Source organism: Streptomyces sediminimaris, assembly GCF_047049295.1.
In the GTDB taxonomy this organism is placed as follows: domain Bacteria; phylum Actinomycetota; class Actinomycetes; order Streptomycetales; family Streptomycetaceae; genus Streptomyces; species Streptomyces sediminimaris.
This window is the reverse complement of the sequence record NZ_JBJWOT010000002.1, coordinates 140,646-160,059: the sequence shown is the minus strand read 5'-3', so window position 1 is coordinate 160,059 and position 19,414 is coordinate 140,646. Positions and strand designations below refer to the sequence as shown.

Annotated in this window: 18 protein-coding genes; 8 read left to right on the top strand and 10 right to left on the bottom strand. The window is 72.6% G+C overall.

Annotated features, from left to right (window positions below):
- Positions 1-122 precede the first annotated feature (122 nt).
- From mftF to mftA, 7 genes are all read right to left on the bottom strand, one after another.
- On the bottom strand, positions 123-1,619 hold the full coding sequence (mftF, locus tag ACJ9NR_RS38665; protein WP_412494528.1) for a mycofactocin biosynthesis glycosyltransferase MftF: 1,497 nt from the start codon (positions 1,617-1,619) through the stop codon (positions 123-125).
- Positions 1,616-2,401 (bottom strand): mycofactocin-coupled SDR family oxidoreductase, encoded by a 786-nt coding sequence (locus tag ACJ9NR_RS38660; protein ID WP_412494529.1) that lies wholly within the window; start codon positions 2,399-2,401, stop codon positions 1,616-1,618. Before ACJ9NR_RS38660 ends, mftF begins: the two co-directional genes overlap by 4 nt.
- Complete coding sequence (gene mftE / locus ACJ9NR_RS38655) at positions 2,398-3,243, bottom strand: mycofactocin biosynthesis peptidyl-dipeptidase MftE (protein WP_412512782.1); 846 nt, start codon at positions 3,241-3,243, stop codon at positions 2,398-2,400. The genes ACJ9NR_RS38660 and mftE overlap by 4 nt, the downstream gene beginning before the upstream one ends.
- Positions 3,244-3,316: 73 nt before the next feature.
- Positions 3,317-4,489: a pre-mycofactocin synthase MftD gene (gene mftD / locus ACJ9NR_RS38650; protein WP_412494531.1), complete on the bottom strand. Its 1,173-nt coding sequence runs from the start codon at positions 4,487-4,489 to the stop codon at positions 3,317-3,319.
- Between the two features lie 48 nt (positions 4,490-4,537).
- Positions 4,538-5,758, bottom strand: a complete 1,221-nt coding sequence (mftC, locus tag ACJ9NR_RS38645) for a mycofactocin radical SAM maturase (RefSeq protein WP_412494532.1) — start codon at positions 5,756-5,758, stop codon at positions 4,538-4,540.
- Positions 5,755-6,048, bottom strand: coding sequence for a mycofactocin biosynthesis chaperone MftB (gene mftB, locus ACJ9NR_RS38640; protein WP_412494533.1), 294 nt, complete (start codon positions 6,046-6,048; stop codon positions 5,755-5,757). The genes mftC and mftB overlap by 4 nt, the downstream gene beginning before the upstream one ends.
- Before the next feature lie 8 nt (positions 6,049-6,056).
- Positions 6,057-6,170 carry a mycofactocin precursor MftA gene (gene mftA, locus ACJ9NR_RS38635; protein ID WP_412494534.1) on the bottom strand — a complete coding sequence of 38 codons (114 nt, stop codon included), beginning with the start codon at positions 6,168-6,170 and terminating at the stop codon, positions 6,057-6,059.
- Between the two features lie 379 nt (positions 6,171-6,549).
- On the opposite strand from mftA, the gene mdo reads away from it, so the two are divergent.
- From mdo to ACJ9NR_RS38610, 5 genes are all read left to right on the top strand, one after another.
- Positions 6,550-7,842 (top strand): NDMA-dependent methanol dehydrogenase, encoded by a 1,293-nt coding sequence (mdo, locus tag ACJ9NR_RS38630; RefSeq protein ID WP_412494535.1) that lies wholly within the window; start codon positions 6,550-6,552, stop codon positions 7,840-7,842.
- Positions 7,843-7,915: 73 nt separating this feature from the next.
- Positions 7,916-9,106, top strand: coding sequence for an AAA family ATPase (locus ACJ9NR_RS38625; RefSeq protein ID WP_412494536.1), 1,191 nt, complete (start codon positions 7,916-7,918; stop codon positions 9,104-9,106).
- 14 nt (positions 9,107-9,120) lie between these two features.
- Entirely contained in the window at positions 9,121-10,656 is a 1,536-nt protein-coding gene (locus ACJ9NR_RS38620) for a VWA domain-containing protein (RefSeq protein ID WP_412494537.1), read from the top strand.
- 25 nt (positions 10,657-10,681) lie between these two features.
- On the top strand, positions 10,682-11,608 hold the full coding sequence (gene mftM, locus ACJ9NR_RS38615; RefSeq protein ID WP_412494538.1) for a mycofactocin oligosaccharide methyltransferase MftM: 927 nt from the start codon (positions 10,682-10,684) through the stop codon (positions 11,606-11,608).
- 75 nt (positions 11,609-11,683) lie between these two features.
- A complete protein-coding gene (locus tag ACJ9NR_RS38610) occupies positions 11,684-12,337 on the top strand; it encodes a GPR1/FUN34/YaaH family transporter (protein ID WP_412494539.1) in 654 nt (217 codons plus the stop codon).
- A 48-nt stretch (positions 12,338-12,385) separates the two neighbouring features.
- Here ACJ9NR_RS38610 and ACJ9NR_RS38605 read toward each other — a convergent pair whose 3' ends face one another.
- The 3 genes from ACJ9NR_RS38605 to ACJ9NR_RS38595 are packed head-to-tail and all read right to left on the bottom strand — an operon-like array spanning position 12,386 to position 15,694.
- The gene (locus tag ACJ9NR_RS38605; RefSeq protein WP_412494540.1) at positions 12,386-13,051 is read right to left on the bottom strand and encodes a MadR family response regulator transcription factor; all 666 of its coding nucleotides are present in this window, start codon (positions 13,049-13,051) and stop codon (positions 12,386-12,388) included.
- Positions 13,048-14,418 carry a MadS family sensor histidine kinase gene (locus ACJ9NR_RS38600; RefSeq protein ID WP_412494541.1) on the bottom strand — a complete coding sequence of 457 codons (1,371 nt, stop codon included), beginning with the start codon at positions 14,416-14,418 and terminating at the stop codon, positions 13,048-13,050. The genes ACJ9NR_RS38605 and ACJ9NR_RS38600 overlap by 4 nt, the downstream gene beginning before the upstream one ends.
- Before the next feature lie 10 nt (positions 14,419-14,428).
- On the bottom strand, positions 14,429-15,694 hold the full coding sequence (locus ACJ9NR_RS38595) for an iron-containing alcohol dehydrogenase (protein WP_412494542.1): 1,266 nt from the start codon (positions 15,692-15,694) through the stop codon (positions 14,429-14,431).
- A 231-nt stretch (positions 15,695-15,925) separates the two neighbouring features.
- On the opposite strand from ACJ9NR_RS38595, the gene ACJ9NR_RS38590 reads away from it, so the two are divergent.
- The 3 genes from ACJ9NR_RS38590 (at position 15,926) to ACJ9NR_RS38580 (ending at position 19,221) form a co-directional block, all read left to right on the top strand.
- Positions 15,926-17,164 carry a transcriptional regulator gene (locus ACJ9NR_RS38590; protein WP_412494543.1) on the top strand — a complete coding sequence of 413 codons (1,239 nt, stop codon included), beginning with the start codon at positions 15,926-15,928 and terminating at the stop codon, positions 17,162-17,164.
- Between the two features lie 117 nt (positions 17,165-17,281).
- Positions 17,282-18,799 carry an aldehyde dehydrogenase gene (adh, locus tag ACJ9NR_RS38585; RefSeq protein ID WP_412494544.1) on the top strand — a complete coding sequence of 506 codons (1,518 nt, stop codon included), beginning with the start codon at positions 17,282-17,284 and terminating at the stop codon, positions 18,797-18,799.
- Entirely contained in the window at positions 18,799-19,221 is a 423-nt protein-coding gene (locus ACJ9NR_RS38580; RefSeq protein WP_412494545.1) for a DUF779 domain-containing protein, read from the top strand. Before adh ends, ACJ9NR_RS38580 begins: the two co-directional genes overlap by 1 nt.
- Positions 19,222-19,414: the final 193 nt, after the last annotated feature.

Below are 19,414 nucleotides of genomic sequence, written 5' to 3'. Positions count from 1 at the left end.
GGGTGCGGGTGCCGGGGGGCGGGCGCCGCGGGCCTGCGGCGGGGGGTCGGCTCATGGTGGCCGGAGAGGGTTGGTGGGAGGTTGGCGGTCGCGCCGGACGGCGCGCGCACCGCGGCGTTCGGCTACGGCCGCGCCGACGTCCAGCGGCTCACCATCCGCAGCGCGAGGCGTGGCCGCAGCGGTGCCGCGGTCCTGCGGCGCACGGCGCCGTGCCAGACGCCGAAGCCGTAGGCCAGGTCGTCCAGGCGGCGCAGTGCGGCGTGCGTGGGCGCGGACAGGGAGGTGCCGGAGCCGCGGTGGTCCACCAGGCCCTCGGCGACGGCAGCGGCGATCAGTGCGTACCGGGCGCGGCGGCTGACGGCGGCCGCGGCGACCGCGACCGGCCAGTGGTGGCGGGTGGCACAGCGCAGGAGCTGCTCGCCGGTGCCGCGCAGGGCGGCGAGCGAGAGCAGAGCGCCCGCCCGGGCGGGATGGTCGGCGTCGGGCATCCTGCGGGCCACGCGCACGGCGGTCGCCGCCGTCAGACCCGCGGCCAGCGCGGCCGGGACCGGCCTGCCGCGCAGCAGCAGCGCGCAGGCGGCCAACGACCAGGGGGCGACGTAGAGCGGCGGCACCTGGCCGGGGTGGCGCAGGGCCAGGTCGGCGGCTCCGGTGCCGTATTGGGCCCGCTGGGCGAGCCAGCTGCACAGGTCGGTGCGGTGGCGGTGGCCGACGCGGGCGGACGGGACGTAGCGCACCCGCCAGCCCGCCTCGTGCAGACGCATGCACAGGTCGACGTCCTCACCGACCCGCATGGCCTCGTCGAAGCCGGCGCCGACGGCCTCGCGGCGGACCACGATGGTCGCGCTGGGCACGTAGGAAAGGGCGGAGAGGGGGACGACCGGCCCTTCCGAGGCTCCCATGTCCAGGGGCGAGTTGTTCTCCTCGTAGCGGTCCAGGCGTCCGGGGGCGGACACCGGCAGGGCGGTCACGCGTGGTGCGGCGAGGGCCAGGGCGGGGTCGGCGAACTGCGCCAGCAGCGTGGCGAGCCAGCCGGGTTCGGGCACCACGTCGGAGTCGCAGAACGCCACGTAGGAGGTGCGGGCCCGGCGCAGACCCGTGTTGCGGGCCGCCGCCGGGCCCCTGTTGTACGGGTGCGTCAGCAGCTGGGCGCCATGGCGCCGGGCCACCGCGGCCAGGGCGGCAGGGTCCCGGGAGCCGTCGTCCACCACCAGCTTCGGCAGTCCCGAGGTCGCGGCGTCGGCGCGCAGCGCGCTCAGCAGGAGGTCGAGCCGGTCGGCGCGGTCGCGCACGGGGATCACGACGGTGGTGTCGGCCACCGCCGCAGGGGCGAGACGCGGGTGCACGATGCCGGCGTCCAGGAGCCGCCGGGCGAGCACGGCGCCGGCGGCGTCCGTCACGGTGAACCGGCCGTCGCCGAGCCGGTGGACGGCGGCGTCCGTGAGTCGGATCAGCCGCGGCGGAGAGCCGCCGACCATGAGCCGGCCGTCCCGCGATCGGTGGGTGCCGGCGGCGAGTTCGACTGCGAAGCCATCGGGCAGGGTGACCTGCGCGGGGGCGGTGAGCCGGCCGTCCGGCGCGGACGCCGGGCAACGTTCGGGGTGCCGTAGGAGTGTCATGCGGTGAAGCCTCCGTCCGCGTGGAGTACGGAGCCGGTGACGGCGAAGGAGTCGGCCGAGCAGGCCCAGGCGACCACGGCGGCCACCTCCTCCGGCTCCAACGGCCGCCCGGTCAGCTGCTGTTCGGCGAGCTTGTCGACTTCCGGCAGGTCGTAGAGATCGGCCGTGGCCCGGAGCATGTCGGTACGGGTCGAGCCGGGCGACACGGCGACCGCGTTCACCCCGGTGTCCCGCAGGTCGCAGGCGAGGCCGCGGACCAGGCCGGCCACGGCGTGCTTGGCGGCGCAGTAGGCGCCGAGCCCCCACAGTCCGCGGTGCGCGGCGGCCGAGGCGAGGGCGACGAACCGGCCGGTGCGCGGTCGCGGCCGGCGCAGCAGGGCGGGTACGGCGGCGCGGGCGAGGTGGGCCACGCCCATGACGTCCACGTCGAGCAGCGTCCGCCACTGTGCGTCGGTCTGTTCCCACACCGGCCCGCCGCCGAGCAGGACGGCCGCCGCGGCCACGGCGGCGTCGAGACCGCCGAAGTCGCGCTGGGCCCTCTCGACGGCGGCGTGCAGGGCGGCCTCGTCGCGCACATCAGCCCGCAGTGTGCGGACGAGCTCGAACTCCTCTGCCAGAGCGTCCAATTGGGCGGATCCGGCCAGTGGATACGGTACGTCGGGGTCGTCGGCGCAGCGGTCCACGGCGATGACCGCCCAGCCGGTGCGGGCGAGCCTGCGGACGGTCGCCGCGCCGATGCCCCGGGCAGCGCCGGTGACCACGGCGACCCTTGGGCCGCTCATCGCATCGCTCCCCCGGCCGCGGGATGCCGTTCGGCCGTGCCGAGTCGGCCGCGCCCGGAGACCTGCCAGGCCCGGATGTCGGTGGCGAGGCGGTCCGCCATACGCTCCAAGAGCTGTTCGCCCTCGCTCGCGCGGGCCCCGGCCGGGTCGCCCAGGACGCCGAACGGGCTGACGCCGCGGACCGATTCGGCGACCAGCCGGTCCAACAGCAGATGGACGGGGTCGGTGGGTCCGGCGACGGCCCGGTCCGTGTGGACGGCGGAGCGCCGCAGCCGGAGCATCATCGAGGTCTCGGTACGGCCCGCGTGGGCGTCGGAGCCGGACGGCAGACACGGCCACCAGGCGGCGTCGCGGCTCTCCCCGCGCAGTGCGGTCACCGCGCCGGCCAGGCTCACCAGATTGCCGCCGTGGCCGTTCACCACGAGCAGGCGGCCTGCCCAGCGCAGCATCGAGCGGCCGATCTCCATGACGAGCAGGCGCAGCGCGTCGTGTCCGACGGACACCGTGCCGGGGAACCCCTCGTGCTCGCCGCTGGCCCCGTACGACTGTGCGGGCGCGACCAGCACGTCCACCTCGCCGCACAGCCGGGCCGCGGCGCGCCCGGCGACCGCCGAGGCCACGGCGGTGTCGGTGTCCAGCGGGAGATGCGGGCCGTGCTGCTCGATGGAGCCGAGGGGCAGCAGCACCAGCGGGACGCGGTCGTCGAGGTCCGGCCAGGCGTGGTGGGCGAGGCGGGTCGACGGCCCGGACGCGTCGGCCTGCGGCTGCGCCGATCCGGCTCCTGCCGGTTCGGCCGACGGCGTCCCCGATCCGGCCGGTGCGGACCCGGCCGACGCCGTCACGGACGCCTCGGCCGCTGCCGGTTCGGCCGCCGGTCTCCCCCACGTCCCGGCGGCCGCCGGTTCGGCCCGCATCTCAGACCGCGCCCAGGGTGCGGGTGAAGCCCGGCGGGATCAGCACGTCGTCGCGGGTCAGCTCGTGGACGGAGGAGCGGCCGAGGCCCAGCAGGGCGGAGTCGATGCCGCCGCGCAGGATGTCCAGGACGTTCTCCACGCCGCTCTGCCCGCCCGCGGCCAGGCCCCACAGGTAGGCGCGGCCGATCATCACGGCCCGCGCGCCGAGCGCGAGCGCCTTGACGACGTCGCTGCCCCGGCGGATCCCGCTGTCCAGCAGGACCTCGATCTGGTCGCCCACCGCGTCCGCGACGGCCGGCAGGGCGCGGATCGGGGCCGGGGTGCTGTCGAGGTTGTTGCCGCCGTGGTTGGACACGGAGATCGCGGTGACGCCCGCGTCGACGGCCCGCAGCGCGTCGTCCACCCGGCTGACACCCTTGAGCAGGAACGGCCCGTCCCACTGCGCGCGCAGCCAGCGCACGTCCTCCCAGGACGGCGGCGGGGTCTGCATCCACTCGCCGTACGCCCCGAAGAACGTCGGCGCCTGTCCGCCCGGTTCGGTGAGGTTGGGGGCCGACAGATCGGGCAGGCTGCGGGACTTGACGAAGTCCAGCAGCCAGCGCGGCCGGCTGAGCGCCTCGGGCGCGAACCGTGTCATGGCCTTGAGGTCCAGCCGTTCGGGGATCTTCGGGCTGCCCCAGTCGCGCCCGTGCGAGAAGGACCAGTCGAGCGTGACGATGAGTCCCTTGGCGCCGGCCTCGCAGGCGTACTGGATGCGACGCAGCATCGCGTCCTTGGAGCCCATCCAGTACATCTGGAAGAACGTCTGCGGATTGGCGGCCAGGACGTCCGTCAGCGGCTTGCTCGCGAAGGAGCTGAGGCCCATCGCCGTGCCGCGGGCCGCGGCGGCGCGGGCGACGGCCACCTCCCCGTCGGGGTGCACGGCCTGCACACCGGTCGGCGAGATGATCACCGGCAGCGAGATCTGTTCCCCCAGGACCGTGGTCGCCTGGTCGCGCTTTGCCGACAGCCCGGCCACGTGGGGCGCGAAGCCCAGCTCCGCGAAGGCCCTGGTGTTGTCGTCGTAGGAGGCACCCTTCTCGGAACCGGCGAGCAGTGCGCTGTAGACCGACTTCGGCAGCCGCTTGCCGGCCCTTCGCTGGGCCTCGGCGACCGTCTCGAACCACCCGCTCATCATCCATCTCCTTCTGCCGATCACTTGTTCGTCGTCGTGCGGGTGTGCTCACCCGGCCCGGTCCGCGGGCAGCCCGGCGAGCGGGCTCTCGTCGCACGGGCGGTCCGGGCGGGCGGTCCGTACCGCGGGCATGCCGAGTGGCACCTTCCGGTGCGAGTGGTCGTTGCCCTGCGGCGGCAGCGTGTCGCGGGCCACCGCCGAGAGCGCGGCGGCGCCGTGGCCCTTGACGCACTCGGGGTCGGGTCCGTCCAGCGGCAGACCGGTGAAGAACTTCGCCGCCATGCAGCCGCCCTGGCAGCTGTCGTAGGCGGAGCAGCCCGAGCAGGCGCCTCCGGTGGAGGGACGGCGCAGCTCGGCGAAGAGCTCCGACTCCCGCCACACGCGGTCGAAGCCGCCCGGCGAGCGGACATTGCCCGCCTTGAAGGCGTCGTGGATGGCGAACGGGCAGGCGTACACGTCTCCGACCGGGTCGATCAGGCACACCACCCGTCCCGCGCCGCACAGGTTCAGGCCCGGGATGGGTTCCGAGCCGAGTGCGTTGAGGTGGAAGAACGAGTCCCCGGTGAGCACCCGTTCGCCGTGTCCGACCAGCCAGTTGTAGATGTCGTACTGCTGCTCGGCGGTGGGGTGCAGGTCGTCCCAGACGTCCGCGCCGCGGCCGGAGGGCCGCAGCCGGGTGATGCGCAACTGGGCGCCGTAGCGGTCGGCGATCGCGGCGAAGTCGTCGAGCTGGCAGACGTTCTGCCGGGTCATCACCACCGAGATCTTGAAGTCGCAAAAGCCCGCGTCGGCGAGGTTCTCCATGGCGCGGATCGCCATGTCGTACGAACCCGGGCCGCGCACCGCGTCGTTGACCTCGCGGGTGGCGCCGTCCAGGGAGATCTGGATGTCGACGTAGTCGGTCGCGGCCAGCCGCCGGGCCCGGTCGGGGGTCAGGCGCAGGCCGTTGGTGGAGAACTTCACGCCGACCTGGTGGGCGATCGCGTGGTCGAGCAGTTCCCAGAAGTCGGGGCGGACGGTGGGTTCGCCGCCGCCGACGTTGACGTAGAAGACCTGCATGCGCCGGAGTTCGTCGATCACGGACTTGATCTCGTCCGTGGACAGCTCCCGCGGGTCGCGCCGGCCGGACGAGGACAGGCAGTGCGCACAGGAGAGGTTGCAGGCGTACGTCCACTCCCAGGTGAGGCAGATGGGAGCGTGCAGGCCGCCCTTGAACTGCTCGACGAGGGCGGGCACCCGCTCCGCGGGCGGGTCGTGAAGGGTGGTCATCCTTGCGCTCCGGTTCCACTGCTCCGAGGAATGATCATGTCGGCTGCGGCGAGGGAGGCCAGCGCACTCAGGAACGCGCCCCGCCGGGCGTCGGGCACGCCGGCGAGGGCGTTCCCGGCGCTTGCGTGCCGGTCCAGGCCCCGGACCAGTTCGACGAGTTCCGGTGCCTTCAGGAAGGACAGCCGACGGTTGCCGAAGTGGTAGGCGAGCGCCCCGAACGGCTCGGGGCGCAGCGCGACGGAGGGGTTCAGCCGGTACGGGCGGGCCGCGTCGAAGGTCTGGGAGGTCATGGCGGGGCTCAGTAGACGCCGCACATGCCGTCGATGGAGACCTCTTCGACGAGGACCTCCTCGACGATCTCGCCGGCGGCTTCGATGGTGTCCTGCTCGGCCCTTGTCCGGTCCTCGTCCATGGCAGATCTCCTGATCGGTAAGGGGGTTGGGGGCGGCCGGTCCCGTTCCGCGGTGACCGGGCCGTTGTCGACGCTACGGCGGGACCGCCACGCCGCTCGCCCTGCTTCCGGCCGCCCTCGCCCCCTCCGGTCGGACAGGTGTGCTCCGCCGGGGCCGGCCGCCGCCCGGCCCCCCGTCCGATCGGTCAGGTCACATCCCCTGCGTCCGCGCCCAGCTGCTGCCCGGGCGGCCGGTGTCGCGCCGCGCCTCCCTTCCCGGAAGGTGAGTCACGCCACGAAGTCCGGCACGTCCGTGCTCCCCCGGACAGCTGCGCCGCAGGCAACGGAGCAATCGACGCAGGACGCGCGGTCCACCCGCGCGGAGAGGAATGTCGCGATCATGCAGGTCGAAGAACTTCTCAAGCCGTTCCCGATCAAGGAGTTCCACCCCTTCCCCCGGGCGCTGATGGGCCCGGGCGCCCATGAGCTGATCGGTCCGGAGGCGAAGAAGCTGGGCTTTAGGCGCACGCTGGTGATGACCACCGGCCTGCGCGGCAGCGACACGGTGCACAAGATCGCCGAATCGATGAAGTACCACGGCCTGGAGGTCGTGGTGTACGACAAGGTCGAGTCGAACCCCAAGGACTACAACGTCATGGACGCCGTGGCGCTGTACCAGGAGAACAAGTGCGACTCGTTCGTGTCGATCGGCGGCGGCTCCTCGCACGACGCGTGCAAGGGCGCCCGTATCTCCGTCGCCCACGACGGCCGCAACGTCAACGACTTCGAGGGCTTCAACAAGTCCGAGAACCCCAGGAACCCGCCGCACATCGCGGTGTCCACCACTGCCGGCACCGGTTCCGAGACGTCGTGGGCGTACGTCATCACCGACACCACGACCGACCCCGACAACCCGCACAAGTACGTCGCCTTCGACGACGCGTCGGTGGCCACCCTCGCCATCGACGACCCCACCCTCTACTACGACTGCCCGCTCGACTACACCGCGCAGTGCGGGTTCGACGTGCTCGCGCACGCCTCCGAGCCGTACGTCTCCCGGCTCAACTTCCCGCCCTCACTGGGCAACGCGCTGCACGCCATCAAGCTGACGGCCCGTCACCTGCGGGAGGCGGTGTGGAACGGCCAGGACCTGGCCGGACGCGAGGGCATGATGTACGCGCAGTACATCGCCGCGCAGGCGTTCAACTCCGGCGGCCTGGGCATCATCCACTCCATCTCGCACGCGGTCAGCGCGTTCTACGACACCCATCACGGCCTCAACAACGCCATCGCGCTGCCCCGCGTCTGGGCGTTCAACATGCCCGCGCACTACGAGCGGTTCGCGGACATCGCCCAGGCGATGGGCGTGGACACCCACGGCATGACCAAGGTGCGGGCCGCCGAGGCCGCGCTCGCCGCCGGCATCAGGCTGCTGCGCGACGTCGGCATCCCGGAGAAGTTCACCGACGTCCAGCAGGACACCTACTCCAAGAACCGTCTGGGCCAGGGCCCGACGCAGTTCTACCAGCAGGCGAAGGAGATCAAGGGCGACGCCGGTGACGTCGACCGCATCACCCACCACGTCCTCGGTGACGCCTGCACCCCGGGCAACGCCAAGGAGTGCACGTTCGAGACCGTCCGCCCCGTCGTGGAGCACTGCATGACCGGCGACCTGGACGACCTGCTCGGCTGAGCGCCTCGCACCCGGGAGCGGGGGGCAGCACCGGAACGTCGCCTCCCGCTCCCGCCCCACCGACGGAGGAAACGTGCCCGCCACACCCGACAGCCCCGCGCCCGACCACCCCGCGTTCGGCTCGGTGGACGACGTCGCCGAGCGGTTCGCCGCCCACGGCTACATCGCCGACCGCCGCCTCGCCACCACCGTCTTCCTGCAGACCAGGCTCGACAAGCCGCTGCTCCTCGAGGGCCCGGCCGGTGTCGGCAAGACCGAGCTGGCCAAGGCTCTGGCAGCCGCGACCGGACGCCGGCTGCTGCGGCTCCAGTGCTACGAGGGCCAGGACGAGAGCCGCGCCCTGTACGAGTGGGACTACGGCAAGCAGCTGCTGTACACCCAGATGCTCCGGGACAAGATCGGCGACCTCACCGCAGACGCCCCCGACCTGGCCTCGGCCGTCCTGCGAATCGAGGAGCAGGACAGCGTCTTCTTCTCCGACCGCTTCCTCGCGCCCCGCCCGCTGCTGGACGCGGTGCGCGGCGAGCAGCCGGCGGTCCTGCTGATCGACGAGGTCGACCGGGCGGACGAGGCACTGGAGGCGGTGCTCCTGGAGTGCCTGGCCGAATACCAGGTCTCGGTGCCGGAGATCGGCACATACCGCGCCGAGATCCCGCCGTACGTCGTCCTCACCTCCAACAACACCCGCGACCTGTCCGCCGCGTTGAAGCGCCGCTGTCTGCACCTGTTCCTCGACTACCCGGACGCCGGGCGGGAGCTGGAGATCGTTCGGGCCAAGGACACGGGGCTGCCCGCGGCGGCGGCGCGTCATCTGGTGGACGTGGTGCGGGGCCTGCGCGAGCTGCCGCTGCGCAAGAGCCCGAGCATCTCCGAGACGATCGACTGGGCCCGCACCCTCGCGGTGCTGGGCGTCGACGAACTCGGCCCGGACGTCCTGGCCGACACCGCCAACGTGGTCCTCAAGTACGAACGGGACCTGCACCGTGCGCTGGAGGTGCTGCCGCGCCTGGCCGACCCCAACCGCGCGCTGCCGGAGCCCGGCCACCATCACCACCACGGCCACCATCACCACCATCCGCACGGGCACGGACAGCCGGACGAGGAGACCGACGGACGCCATGTACGGGCCGCCATGGACCGCCAGGGCCGGCACGACGAGGGCTACTACGGCGCCCCGGGCGCCGGGCCGGCCCACCGCACCGCCCCCGGCGCCGGACAGGGCGCCCGCTCCTTCGCCGCCGTCGCGCGGCGCCGTACCGACTGACCGGGGAGGCGGGCATGGAAGCCGGCGTGCACCGATTCGTCCGCGTACTGCGGCTGTTCGGCCTGCGCGTCTCCGTCTCGGAGGCCATGGACGCCATGCGGGGCGCGGCCCAGCCCGGCGTGCTCGCCGAGCGCGAGACGCTGCGCGAGGCCCTGCGCATGACGCTCGTGAAGGACCGGCGCGACCACGCGCTGTTCGACGAGCTGTTCACCGCGTTCTTCGCGCTGCGCCCGGTGGGCGGCGCCGACGGCGACCACGGCCACAGCCACGCGCACGACGACCTGACCGACACCGGCGAACTGGAGTCGTTCACCGTCTCCGACGAGCCGTCCGAAACGCCGCAGCAGGGACACAGCCACGGCAAGCCGTCCGACATCCGCGACTTCTTCGACCAGCAGGACCTGGCGCAGCAGTACAACCTGCACCAGGAGGCCAACAAGATCGACCTGGCCTCGATGACCGACGAGATCGTCCTGTCCAAGGACGGTACGGCCGGCCCGGGCGAGGAAAGCCCGTCCGTGCAGCTGGAGACCGAACGGCTGCACGGCGCCGGGGTCCCCGGACGGCTCGCGCCGGCGACCGGGCAGTGCCTCGACACGACCCTGACCGTCGCTCAGCAGGGCGCCCTGCCCGGCTGGCTCGACGGCCAGCACGACGGTCCCGACGAACCGGAACTCAGTGCACTGCGGCGGCAGTTGGCCGGCGTCATCGAGGATCTTCCGGAGTTGCTGAGGCGGCATCTGGACCGGCTGGCCGAACTGCGGTCGGTGGCCGTCGAGTCGGCCCAGCTCGCCCAGCGGGCCCGTCTCGAAGCGGTCGACGAGGACGAGCGGGGCCAGCTGGAGGAGGCGCTGCGCCGGATCGGCCGGTCCGTGCACGGCGCGCTGACCAGCCGCAGGCGCGCCACCCCGGCGGGGCGGGTGCATCCCGGCCGTACGATGCGCCGCAACATGCGCTACGACGGCGTGCCCTTCCGGCCCGTCACCGTCACCCGCGCCGAGGACCGGCCCCGTCTGGTGGTCCTCGCCGACGTCTCACTGTCGGTGCGGGCCACGGCCCGCTTCACCCTGCACCTGGTGCACGGGCTCCAGTCGCTGTTCGGGCAGGTGCGGTCGTATGCCTTCGTCGACGAACCCACCGAGATCACCGAGCTGTTCACCGAGCATCCGCTGGAGCGGGCGCTGGGGCTGGTCTTCGACGGGCTGCCGGCCGGTGGCCTGCTGGACGTCGACGCGACCTCCGACTACGGCCGGACCTTCGAGACGCTGCTGACCGAACACCCGCAGGCGCTGGGCCGTCGCACCACGCTCCTGGTGCTGGGCGACGGCCGCGGCAACGGCAATCCGCCGCGCACCGAGGCGTTCACGGAGATCACCCGCCGGGTCCGCCGGACCATCTGGCTGACGCCGGAACCGCGTTATTCCTGGCGCCTGGGCGCCTGCGACCTGCCTCTTTACGCCGAGTACTGCGACCGGGTGCAGGTGGTCGCCGATCTCGCCGGCCTGCAACGGACGGCTGTGCGGATGGCAGAGGAGACCGCCGGCCGATGAACACCGACCTTCGGGGGGAGCCGTCGTGAGTGTCCCGAGCGTGCGCGGCGCGATCGCCGCGCGCCGCATCGACCCGCTGGCGCCGGGCGCACCCGGCCTGTACGCGGACCACCTGGTCCGGGTGGTCCGCGACGGCCCCGCCACGCAGGGCGCGAGCCCCCGGCCGATCGTGCGCACCGAGCACTTCACCCTGCGCCGCCGCGGCCGCCGCGTCGAACTGCGGCACACGCTGCGCCCCGATCGGCTCGACAACGACCTGGCCGGGCTGCTCGCCGACGAGCTGTTCGCGCCGGGCTGGCTGTCCGGCAGCGACGTCTTCGAGCGGGTCTTCACCGGCGTGGTGCGCTCGTGCGTGGACGGTCCGCTGCCCGCCTGGACCACGTTCTACGACAACACCCTGGCCCGGATCCGGATGCACTGGCAGGCTCCCGCACCGGCCGGGCACTCCTCCATCGCCGGGTTCGCGCCCGTCTACCGGCGCGCCCTGGACCTGGTCGGCCCGGGCACCGTGCTGGACGTCGGCTCCTGCTTCGGCTTCCTGCCGCTGCTGCTCGCCGGGCGGGAGCGGCGCACGGTGATCGCCTCCGACCTCTCACGGGGCACCATGCGGCTGCTGCGGACCGTGTCCCGTGCGCGGGGCCTCGCCCTCGACGCACTTGTCTGCGACGCCTCCAGGGTGCCGCTGCCCGACCGGGCGGTGGACACCGTCACGGTGATCCACGTACTGGAGCATCTCGAACCCCGCCACGGCGACACCGTCGTACGGGAAGCGCTGCGGCTGGCACGGCGGCGGGTGGTGGTGGCCGTCCCGTACGAGGACGAGCCGACCGCCGCCTACGGCCACGTGCGCTGCTTCACGCCGGCCGGGCTCAAGGCCCTGGGCGACCGCACGGGCCGCCCGTTCTCGGTCGCCGACTTCCACGGCGGCTGGCTGGTCCTCGAACCCGGCTGAGCCCCGGCCCGCGCACTGTGCCGAACCCCCGAACTGCGCCGCCCCGAAGAAGAAGCACAACGCGAAGGAGCGTTCATGTCCCTCTCGGAAACGGACGCGGCAGCACCCGCCGCCGCACAGGTGAAACCCCGGCCCCAGGCCGCGCCCGGCCCGCTGGACGGGGATCCGGCGCTGATCGGCGTGCCCACTTTCGTCGTGGGCTCGATCGCCCTCGGTCTCAGCCTGGTCGGCTATCTCCCGGCCGAGGCCGCCGGAGCGCCGATCGCGATCATCCTGGCGGCCACGGCGCTCGGCCAGTTCATCGCCGCGGTCTGGGCGGCCGCACTCGGGCAGAGCGCCGTCGCGGCGGTCTTCGGTGTCTTCACCGGATTCTGGCTCAGCTACGCGGTGCTGGTCCTCGGGCTCATCCACGGCTGGTTCGGCATCACGGCCGCGGCGGCCACCCGCACCCAGGGGGCGTTCCTGATCTCCTGGCTGGTCACCATCGTGCTGCTGACGGTGAGCACGCTGCGGTTGCCGGCCGCCTTCACCGTCCTGTTCACACTGATCGACGTGGCGCTCGCACTGGTGCTGTGGGCGACGCTGGACGGGTCAGGCGGGGTGCGCACCCTGGGCGGGTACGCCGTGTTCGCCTTCGTCGCGGTCGGGTTCTACCTCTTCGTGCACGTGACCTCGCTGGCCACCGGAGGACGCGGGCTGCCGCTGGGCCGCCCCGCCGTGGGCGGATGACATGAGTGAGGGAGCCGGGCCGGCCGTCGGCGGTCCGGCTCCCTCACGTCAGATCACGCCCAGCTTGCTGGCGCCGTAGACGACTTCGGCCCGGCTGCTCGCGTCCATCTTGCGCATGATGTTGCGGACGTGGAACTTCACCGTGGTCTCGGAGATGTACAACTCGCCGCCGATCTCCCGGTTGCTCAGGCCCCGGGCGAGCAACTGGAGCACTTTCAGCTCCCGTTCGGTGAAGGTCGGCTTCTCCGGCTGCACCCGCATCGAGCGGACCATCGCGGCGGCCGCGTGCGAGTCGAAGGCGCTCTCGTTGCGGGCCACCGCGCGGATGGAGCGCAGCAGTTCGGTGGTGTCCACATCCTTGACGACATAACCGCGCGCACCGTGCTGGATCGCCTCCACCACCAGTGAGTCGTCGAGGAAGGTGGTGAGTACCAGCACCGCCAGCTCCGGATGGCTCCGCGTCAGCGTCGCGCACAGCTCCAGGCCCTCGGTGTCGGCCGCCGTGGACAGCTTCAGATCGAGCAGCACGATCGACGGACTCGTCCGCTCGACGACGGCGGCGGCCTCGGCGGCGGTGCTCGCCTCGCCGACCACCTCCAGGTCGCTCTCGCGTTCCAGGATCGACCGCAGCCCGTGCCGGACGATCGCGTGGTCGTCGATCAGCACGATCCGCAGGGCCTCGGTGGGCGCCTGAGCCCGCTGTTCAGTCGTCATCGGCCGGCCTCTCGTGCGCGCTTCACCGGCAGCGGGAGGTCCGCGCGCAGCAGCACGCCTCCCATGCGCGACCGGCGGATGGACAGTCGGCCGCCGAGATCCTCCGCCCGGGCGGCCATGTTCGCCAGCCCGCGGTGGCGGCCGGCGAGATCGGTGGCGCGGGACAGCCTGAGGGCCCGGCGCAGCTGCGCCGGGTCGCCGCCGCCGTCGTCGGAGACGGTCAGCACGACCGCCTCCGGCAGATAGCGCAGCCGGACCAGCGCCCGGTCCGCCTTGCCGTGCGTGGCGCAGTTGAACAGCGCTTCGCCGGTCATCCGCAGGATCGACTGCTCGGCCTCGGGCGGCAGCGGCACCGGAACGCCCGCCACCTGCACCCGTACGTCGAGTTCCGTGGTCAGGTGCACCGTGGACAGCCGCTGCAGCATCACCGGGAGCGGGCCGGCCGGTTCCTGTGAGGTGTGGTGGAGCGCGTAGATCGCGGCCCGCAGCTGCTCCACGGCCTGCCGGTTGAGGTCCTTGGCGTCGGCCAGCCGGCCGGCGATCTCCGCGGCCTGCCCGCCGAGGGCGGCGAGGTCGGCCCGGCACACCTCGACGGTCATGCCCGCGCTGAGCACGTACTGCGAGACGTTGTCGTGCAGTTCGCGCGCGATACGGCGCCGCTCGTCGTCGAGCGCCTGCCGCTGCATCGCGTCGAGCAGCCGTGCCTGCGTCTCGGCCAGTTCGGCGCTGCGCGCGGCCAGGTCGCGGGCCTGGCGCTGCGCCGCCTCGGACAGTTCCTCGGCGCGTCCGCGCAGAGTGGTCGCCGCGTGGAAGAGGAAGGTGTGGTGCAGCGCGACCGCCGCCTGGTTGGCGAGGACCCGCAGGATGGCCAGGTCGGTGTCGGCGACCTCGACGCCCGCGCCGGGCTCGGCGGCGATGCCGCCGACCGGTTCGTCGTCCAGGGTCATCGGCGCCCGCACCCAGCCCCGGCCCCGGTCGGGCTCCTGGGCCTCCCAGGGACGGGTACGCAGCACCTCCAGGTGCGCCCGCACCTCGGCGGGTATCCGCGTCTCGTCGTCGATGAGCACGTCGTCCGCGTACAGCAGGAAGCGGGGCCGGGCGGCCCGCAGCGCACCGTCGGCGACGGCCAGCAGCAGCCAGCGGGCCCGCAGATGCTCGGCGGCGGTCCGTACGACGGTCTCGACCAGGGCACGCGGGCCCTCCGCCGTGCGCACCAGGGCGCGGGAGATGCCGTCGAGTGCCTCCACCGTCCGCTCAAGACGCTCGGTGGAGCGCACGTACGCCGGGTAGAACGACCGCTTGCCGGACCGCAGCCCGGTGAGGACGCCCAGGTCGGCGGTCCGGGGGGACCGTTCGGGGTCGCTCACCTGGATCGCCTCACAGTGCCGCGCGGAACAGTGTCTCCACGTCCCGCACCTCGACGTCTCTGGGGTTGGTGGCCATACAGGCGTCCTTGAGCGTCGTACGGGCCAGGGTCGGCACGTCGCGCTCGGCGACCCCGAGGCTCGCCAGCCCCTTGGGCACCCCGACGTCGTCCGCCAGCGCGCGCACCAGGTCCGCGAGCTGTTCGGCCGCCTCGTGCGGCGGCACACCGTCGACGGGCAGACCGGCCGCGGCGCCCAGGGCGACGAAGCGGTCCGGCCACGTCTCGGCGTTGAACCGGATGACGTGCGGCAGCAGCACGCCGTTGACCACGCCGTGCGGGGCGTCGAGCAGGCCGCCGACCTGGTGGCTCATGGCGTGCGTGGCGCCGAGAATGGCGTTGGTGAACGCCATGCCGGCCTCCAGCGCGGCCTGCGCCATGGCGAGGCGGGCCCCGAAGTCCCTGGGGTCGACCTGGGTCCGCAGCAGGTTCTGGGTGATCAGCTCGACCGCGTGCAGGGCGTGGCCGTCGGTGAGCGGATTGTGGGCGCGGGAGACGAACGCCTCGATGGCGTGCGTCAGCGCGTCCAGGCCGGTCGCGGCGTTCAGCCAGCTCGGCATCGTGGTCAGCAGCCGCGGGTCGATCACGGAGATCTCGGGGACCAGGGTGCGGCTCACAATGGTGATCTTGATGTGCTCGGTGGTGTCGGTGATCACGGCGAACTGGGAGACGTCCGCTCCCGTGCCCGAGGTGGAGGGAACCATCACGGTCGGCGGGATGGGCTGCACGACCTCGTCCACGCCCTCGTAGTCCAGGATGTGACCGCCGTTGCCGGACAGGATCGCCACGCCCTTGGCCGCATCGATGACGGAACCGCCGCCGACGCCCACGATCACGTCGCAGCCGCTGGCCGCGTACCGTTCGAAGCCGGCCTGGATCTCGTGATCCTTGGGGTTGGGCGTCACGTCGCTCCACACGACGGGCCGCAGCCCCGCTCTGCGCAGGTGGGCCACCGCCTCGTCCACCCAGCCGGCCTCCAGCAACCCGGGGTCGGTGACCAGGAAGGGGCGCCGGCCGCCGAGGCGCGCCGCGCAGTGCCCGAGTTCGGCGAGGGAACCGGGCCCGAACACGATCTCCGGCACATGGAACTTGGCGAGGCGGGCGGAGCGCCGTACGGCGTCCGTGCTCGTGCGCTGCGGTCCCAGCAGCTCGCACTGGCACTCGTCCCGGCTCCAGTCGGCACTCGGATCGTTACCGCCCGCCGGCTTGGCTCGGGACATCACCGACATGCGACCTCCAAAGGGCGGAAAGTCCGCAACGCAGACGCGACCTTGATTTTACCGCCGGGTTGTCCGATAACTGTCGGCGGACCCAGGACCACGTTAAGTGCATGTGTCGTCCGCGGTACCTGCCCGATCGGGCAGGTACCGCGGACCGGCCGGACAGGTGCACCGGAGCGGTCATTGCGGACAATAATCGGTTGTCCCCGTTCGACGGCAGGGGAAAAGCACATGTCACAGCGCAGTGACCTCCGGCGGCGCCGAGCCGCGCTGGAGAACGCATGGTCCCGCCTGGTGCCGCAGATGGGGTCTGCCGGCTCCAGCCCGGGCGGCGGCGAGGCACTGCCCGACGCCGTGACCGAGTCCTGGGTGCGCTCACTGAGCAGCGTGGACCCGCGCCGGGGCAGCGCCCCGGTGACCGAGGGGGGCGCGGTGCACCACCGCTGGAGCGACTCGCCGCTGCGGCGGCCGGTCGACGACCTCGCCGACGAGCTGAACAGCATCGCCGAGGACGCCGGGTTCGTCACGGCCCTGACCGACGAGTCCGGCACGATCCTGTGGACGTGCGGCGGGCGCACGATGCGACGGCGGGCCGAGCGCGTCAACTTCGCTCCGGGCGGCCGCTGGGACGAGCAGGCCATGGGTACCAACGCCCTGTCCCTGGCGCTGCGCACGGGCCGTCCCAGCTCCGTCTTCTCGGCCGAGCACCTCGTGACGGCCCTGCACGACTGGGTCTGCTACTGCGCCCCCGTCCACGGCACCGACGGCCGCGTCCTGGGCGTGCTGGACATGTCCACCACCTGGGACCGCTCCAACCCTCTGGCCATGTCCACCGTGCGCACCCTGGCCGCCACCCTCGAGGCGCGGCTGCGCACCGAACCGCAACTGCGTCTTCGTGACACCACGGACCCCGTGCGCCTCACCTGTCTCGGCACCGAGCAGGTCGTACGCCAAGGCACCCCACTGCCCCTGCGGCCACGGCAGGTGGAGATCCTGACGCTCCTCGCGCTGGAGCCGGACGGCTACACCCCCGAACGCCTGCGCGAGGCCGTCTACGGCGACCGGCCGGTCACCGCCTCCACCTTCAAGGCGGAGATCTCCCATCTGCGGCGCGCCCTCGACGGCGGCGTCGCCACCCGCCGCTACGCACTCACCACCCGCGTGACCTGCGACGCCGTCGACGTCCTGCGCGCGCTGGAGAACGGCGACACGGACACCGCCCTGCGCCTGTACCGGGGCCCGCTGCTGCCCCGGTCCGAGGCGCCCGGCATCGAGGAGTGGCGCACCCATCTCGAAGTGGCCGTGCGCGAGGCGGTGCTGGCCAGTGCCCGTCCCGAGCACGCGCTGCGCTACGGCGAGCGGGCCGCGTACGACGTGGAGGTGCACGAGCACGCCCTGCGCCTGCTCGACCCGCGCGACACCCGCCGCGCCGTCGCGGCCGGCCGCCTGACCACGGCCCTGCGCGACTGACGTCCGGACACGAGGGGAGGCGCCAACCTCCCGCCAACCTCGGGAGTCCACAGTGCACGGCAGCACGACGGCGTGGGCCGTCGGACCGCACTCGCCATCCCCCCGAGGAGAGCCGCCATGGTGTACGCGCAGCCGGGAACAGACGGCAGCATCGTCAACTTCGCCCCGCGATACGACAACTTCATCGGCGGCGACTGGGTCGCGCCCGTGAAGGGCCAGTACTTCGAGAACACGACTCCCGTGACCGGCAAGGCGTTCTGCGAGGTCGCCCGCTCCTCCGCAGCCGACGTCGAACTCGCCCTGGACGCCGCCCACGCGGCCGCCCCGCGCTGGAGCCGCACCTCCACGACGGAGCGCGCGAACATCCTCAACAAGATCGCCGACCGGCTCGAGGAGAACCTCGAGAAGATCGCCGTCGCGGAGACCTGGGAGAACGGCAAGCCGGTGCGCGAGACGCTGGCCGCCGACATCCCCCTGGCCATCGACCACTTCCGCTACTTCGCCGGCGTGGTCCGCGCCCAGGAAGGCAGCATCGCCGAGATCGACGCCGACACCGTCGCCTACCACTTCCACGAGCCGCTGGGCGTGGTCGGCCAGATCATCCCGTGGAACTTCCCCATCCTGATGGCGACCTGGAAGCTGGCGCCCGCGCTCGCCGCCGGCAACTGCGTGGTCATCAAGCCCGCCGAGCAGACCCCGGTCAGCCTGCTGCTGGTGATCGAGCTGATCGCCGACCTGCTCCCGCCGGGCGTCCTCAACGTCGTCAACGGCTTCGGTGTCGAGGCGGGCAAGCCGCTCGCCTCCAGCTCGCGCGTGGCCAAGGTGGCGTTCACCGGCGAGACCACCACGGGGCGCCTGATCATGCAGTACGCCAGCGAGAACATCATCCCCGTCACGCTGGAGCTGGGCGGCAAGAGCCCCAACATCTTCCTGCCCGACGTCACGGCCGCCGACGACGACTTCCTGGACAAGGCCGTCGAGGGCTTCGTGATGTTCGCGCTCAACCAGGGCGAGGTGTGCACCTGCCCGTCGCGCGCCCTGATCCACTCCTCGATCTACGACGAGTTCATGGCCCGCTGTGTGGAGCGCACCCGGGCGATCGTCAGCGGCGACCCGCTGGACCCGGCCACCATGATCGGCGCCCAGGCCAGCAACGACCAGTACGAGAAGATCCTCTCCTACATCGACATCGGCAAGAAGGAGGGCGCCGAACTCCTGACCGGCGGCAGCCCCCGCGCCGTGGCCGGCCTGGACGGCGGCTACTACATCGAGCCGACCATCTTCCGCGGCACCAACGACATGCGGATCTTCCAGGAGGAGATCTTCGGCCCCGTCGTCTCCGTCACCACCTACGACTCGGTCGACGAGGCCCTGAAGATCGCCAACGACACGCTCTACGGCCTCGGCGCCGGTGTGTGGACCCGGGACGGCAACACCGCCTACCGCATGGGCCGCGAGATCAAGGCGGGCCGTGTCTGGACGAACTGCTACCACGCCTACCCGGCGCACGCGGCCTTCGGCGGCTACAAGAAGTCCGGCATCGGCCGCGAGACGCACAAGATGATGCTGGACCACTACCAGCAGACCAAGAACCTGCTGGTCAGCTACTCCGGCCAGAAGCTCGGGTTCTTCTGATGGACGCCCGCACCAGGCGCGTCGAGCTGTCCCCGGCCGCCGAGGACCTGGTGCGGCGGCTCGCCGGAACGCACGGGCCGGTGATGTTCCACCAGTCCGGCGGCTGCTGCGACGGCAGCGCGCCCATGTGCTATCCGCGCGGCGAGTTCCGGGTCGGCGCCGCGGACGTCCTGCTCGGCCGCGTCGCCGGTGACACACCGTTCTGGATGAGTGCCGACCAGTTCGCGTACTGGCAGCACACCCACCTCACCGTCGACGTGGTCCCGGGCCGGGGCAGCGGCTTCTCCCTCGAGACACCGGAGGGGGTGCGCTTCCTGATCCGCTCCCGGGTCTTCACGGACGAGGAGTGGACCCGCCTCGCCACGGAGCCGGCACTCCCGACCGGGGAGGACACCGACGGCCGCAGGGAACACAGCGGTTGAGGACGACCACCGCGCCGGCGCAGGCGGTGGCGACAGCGGGGCCGGAGACTTGCGTGTCCGGCCCCGCGCCGGCGCCCGCACTCCACCGCCCCAGAAGAGGGGTGGGCCGCGTGGGGTTCGGTTTCCGTGTCGTGTTCCGGGGATGAGTGTGCGCGTCTCGACGCACGGTGCCTGCGTCGGCCGAACCGACGAT

Excerpts from the sequence above, each read along its gene's own strand:
- mftD (WP_412494531.1), bottom strand. The coding sequence starts at position 4,489 with ATGAGCGGGTGGTTCGAGACGGTCGCCGAGGCCCAGCGAAGGGCCGGC.
- adh (WP_412494544.1), top strand. The coding sequence starts at position 17,282 with ATGGTGTACGCGCAGCCGGGAACAGACGGCAGCATCGTCAACTTCGCC.
- ACJ9NR_RS38660 (WP_412494529.1), bottom strand. The coding sequence starts at position 2,401 with ATGAGCGGCCCAAGGGTCGCCGTGGTCACCGGCGCTGCCCGGGGCATC.
- ACJ9NR_RS38580 (WP_412494545.1), top strand. The coding sequence starts at position 18,799 with ATGGACGCCCGCACCAGGCGCGTCGAGCTGTCCCCGGCCGCCGAGGAC.
- ACJ9NR_RS38595 (WP_412494542.1), bottom strand. The coding sequence starts at position 15,694 with ATGTCCCGAGCCAAGCCGGCGGGCGGTAACGATCCGAGTGCCGACTGG.
- ACJ9NR_RS38610 (WP_412494539.1), top strand. The coding sequence starts at position 11,684 with ATGTCCCTCTCGGAAACGGACGCGGCAGCACCCGCCGCCGCACAGGTG.
- ACJ9NR_RS38620 (WP_412494537.1), top strand. The coding sequence starts at position 9,121 with ATGGAAGCCGGCGTGCACCGATTCGTCCGCGTACTGCGGCTGTTCGGC.
- mftA (WP_412494534.1), bottom strand. The coding sequence starts at position 6,170 with ATGGACGAGGACCGGACAAGGGCCGAGCAGGACACCATCGAAGCCGCC.
- ACJ9NR_RS38590 (WP_412494543.1), top strand. The coding sequence starts at position 15,926 with ATGTCACAGCGCAGTGACCTCCGGCGGCGCCGAGCCGCGCTGGAGAAC.
- mftB (WP_412494533.1), bottom strand. The coding sequence starts at position 6,048 with ATGACCTCCCAGACCTTCGACGCGGCCCGCCCGTACCGGCTGAACCCC.
- ACJ9NR_RS38605 (WP_412494540.1), bottom strand. The coding sequence starts at position 13,051 with ATGACGACTGAACAGCGGGCTCAGGCGCCCACCGAGGCCCTGCGGATC.
- mftC (WP_412494532.1), bottom strand. The coding sequence starts at position 5,758 with ATGACCACCCTTCACGACCCGCCCGCGGAGCGGGTGCCCGCCCTCGTC.
- mftF (WP_412494528.1), bottom strand. The coding sequence starts at position 1,619 with ATGACACTCCTACGGCACCCCGAACGTTGCCCGGCGTCCGCGCCGGAC.
- mdo (WP_412494535.1), top strand. The coding sequence starts at position 6,550 with ATGCAGGTCGAAGAACTTCTCAAGCCGTTCCCGATCAAGGAGTTCCAC.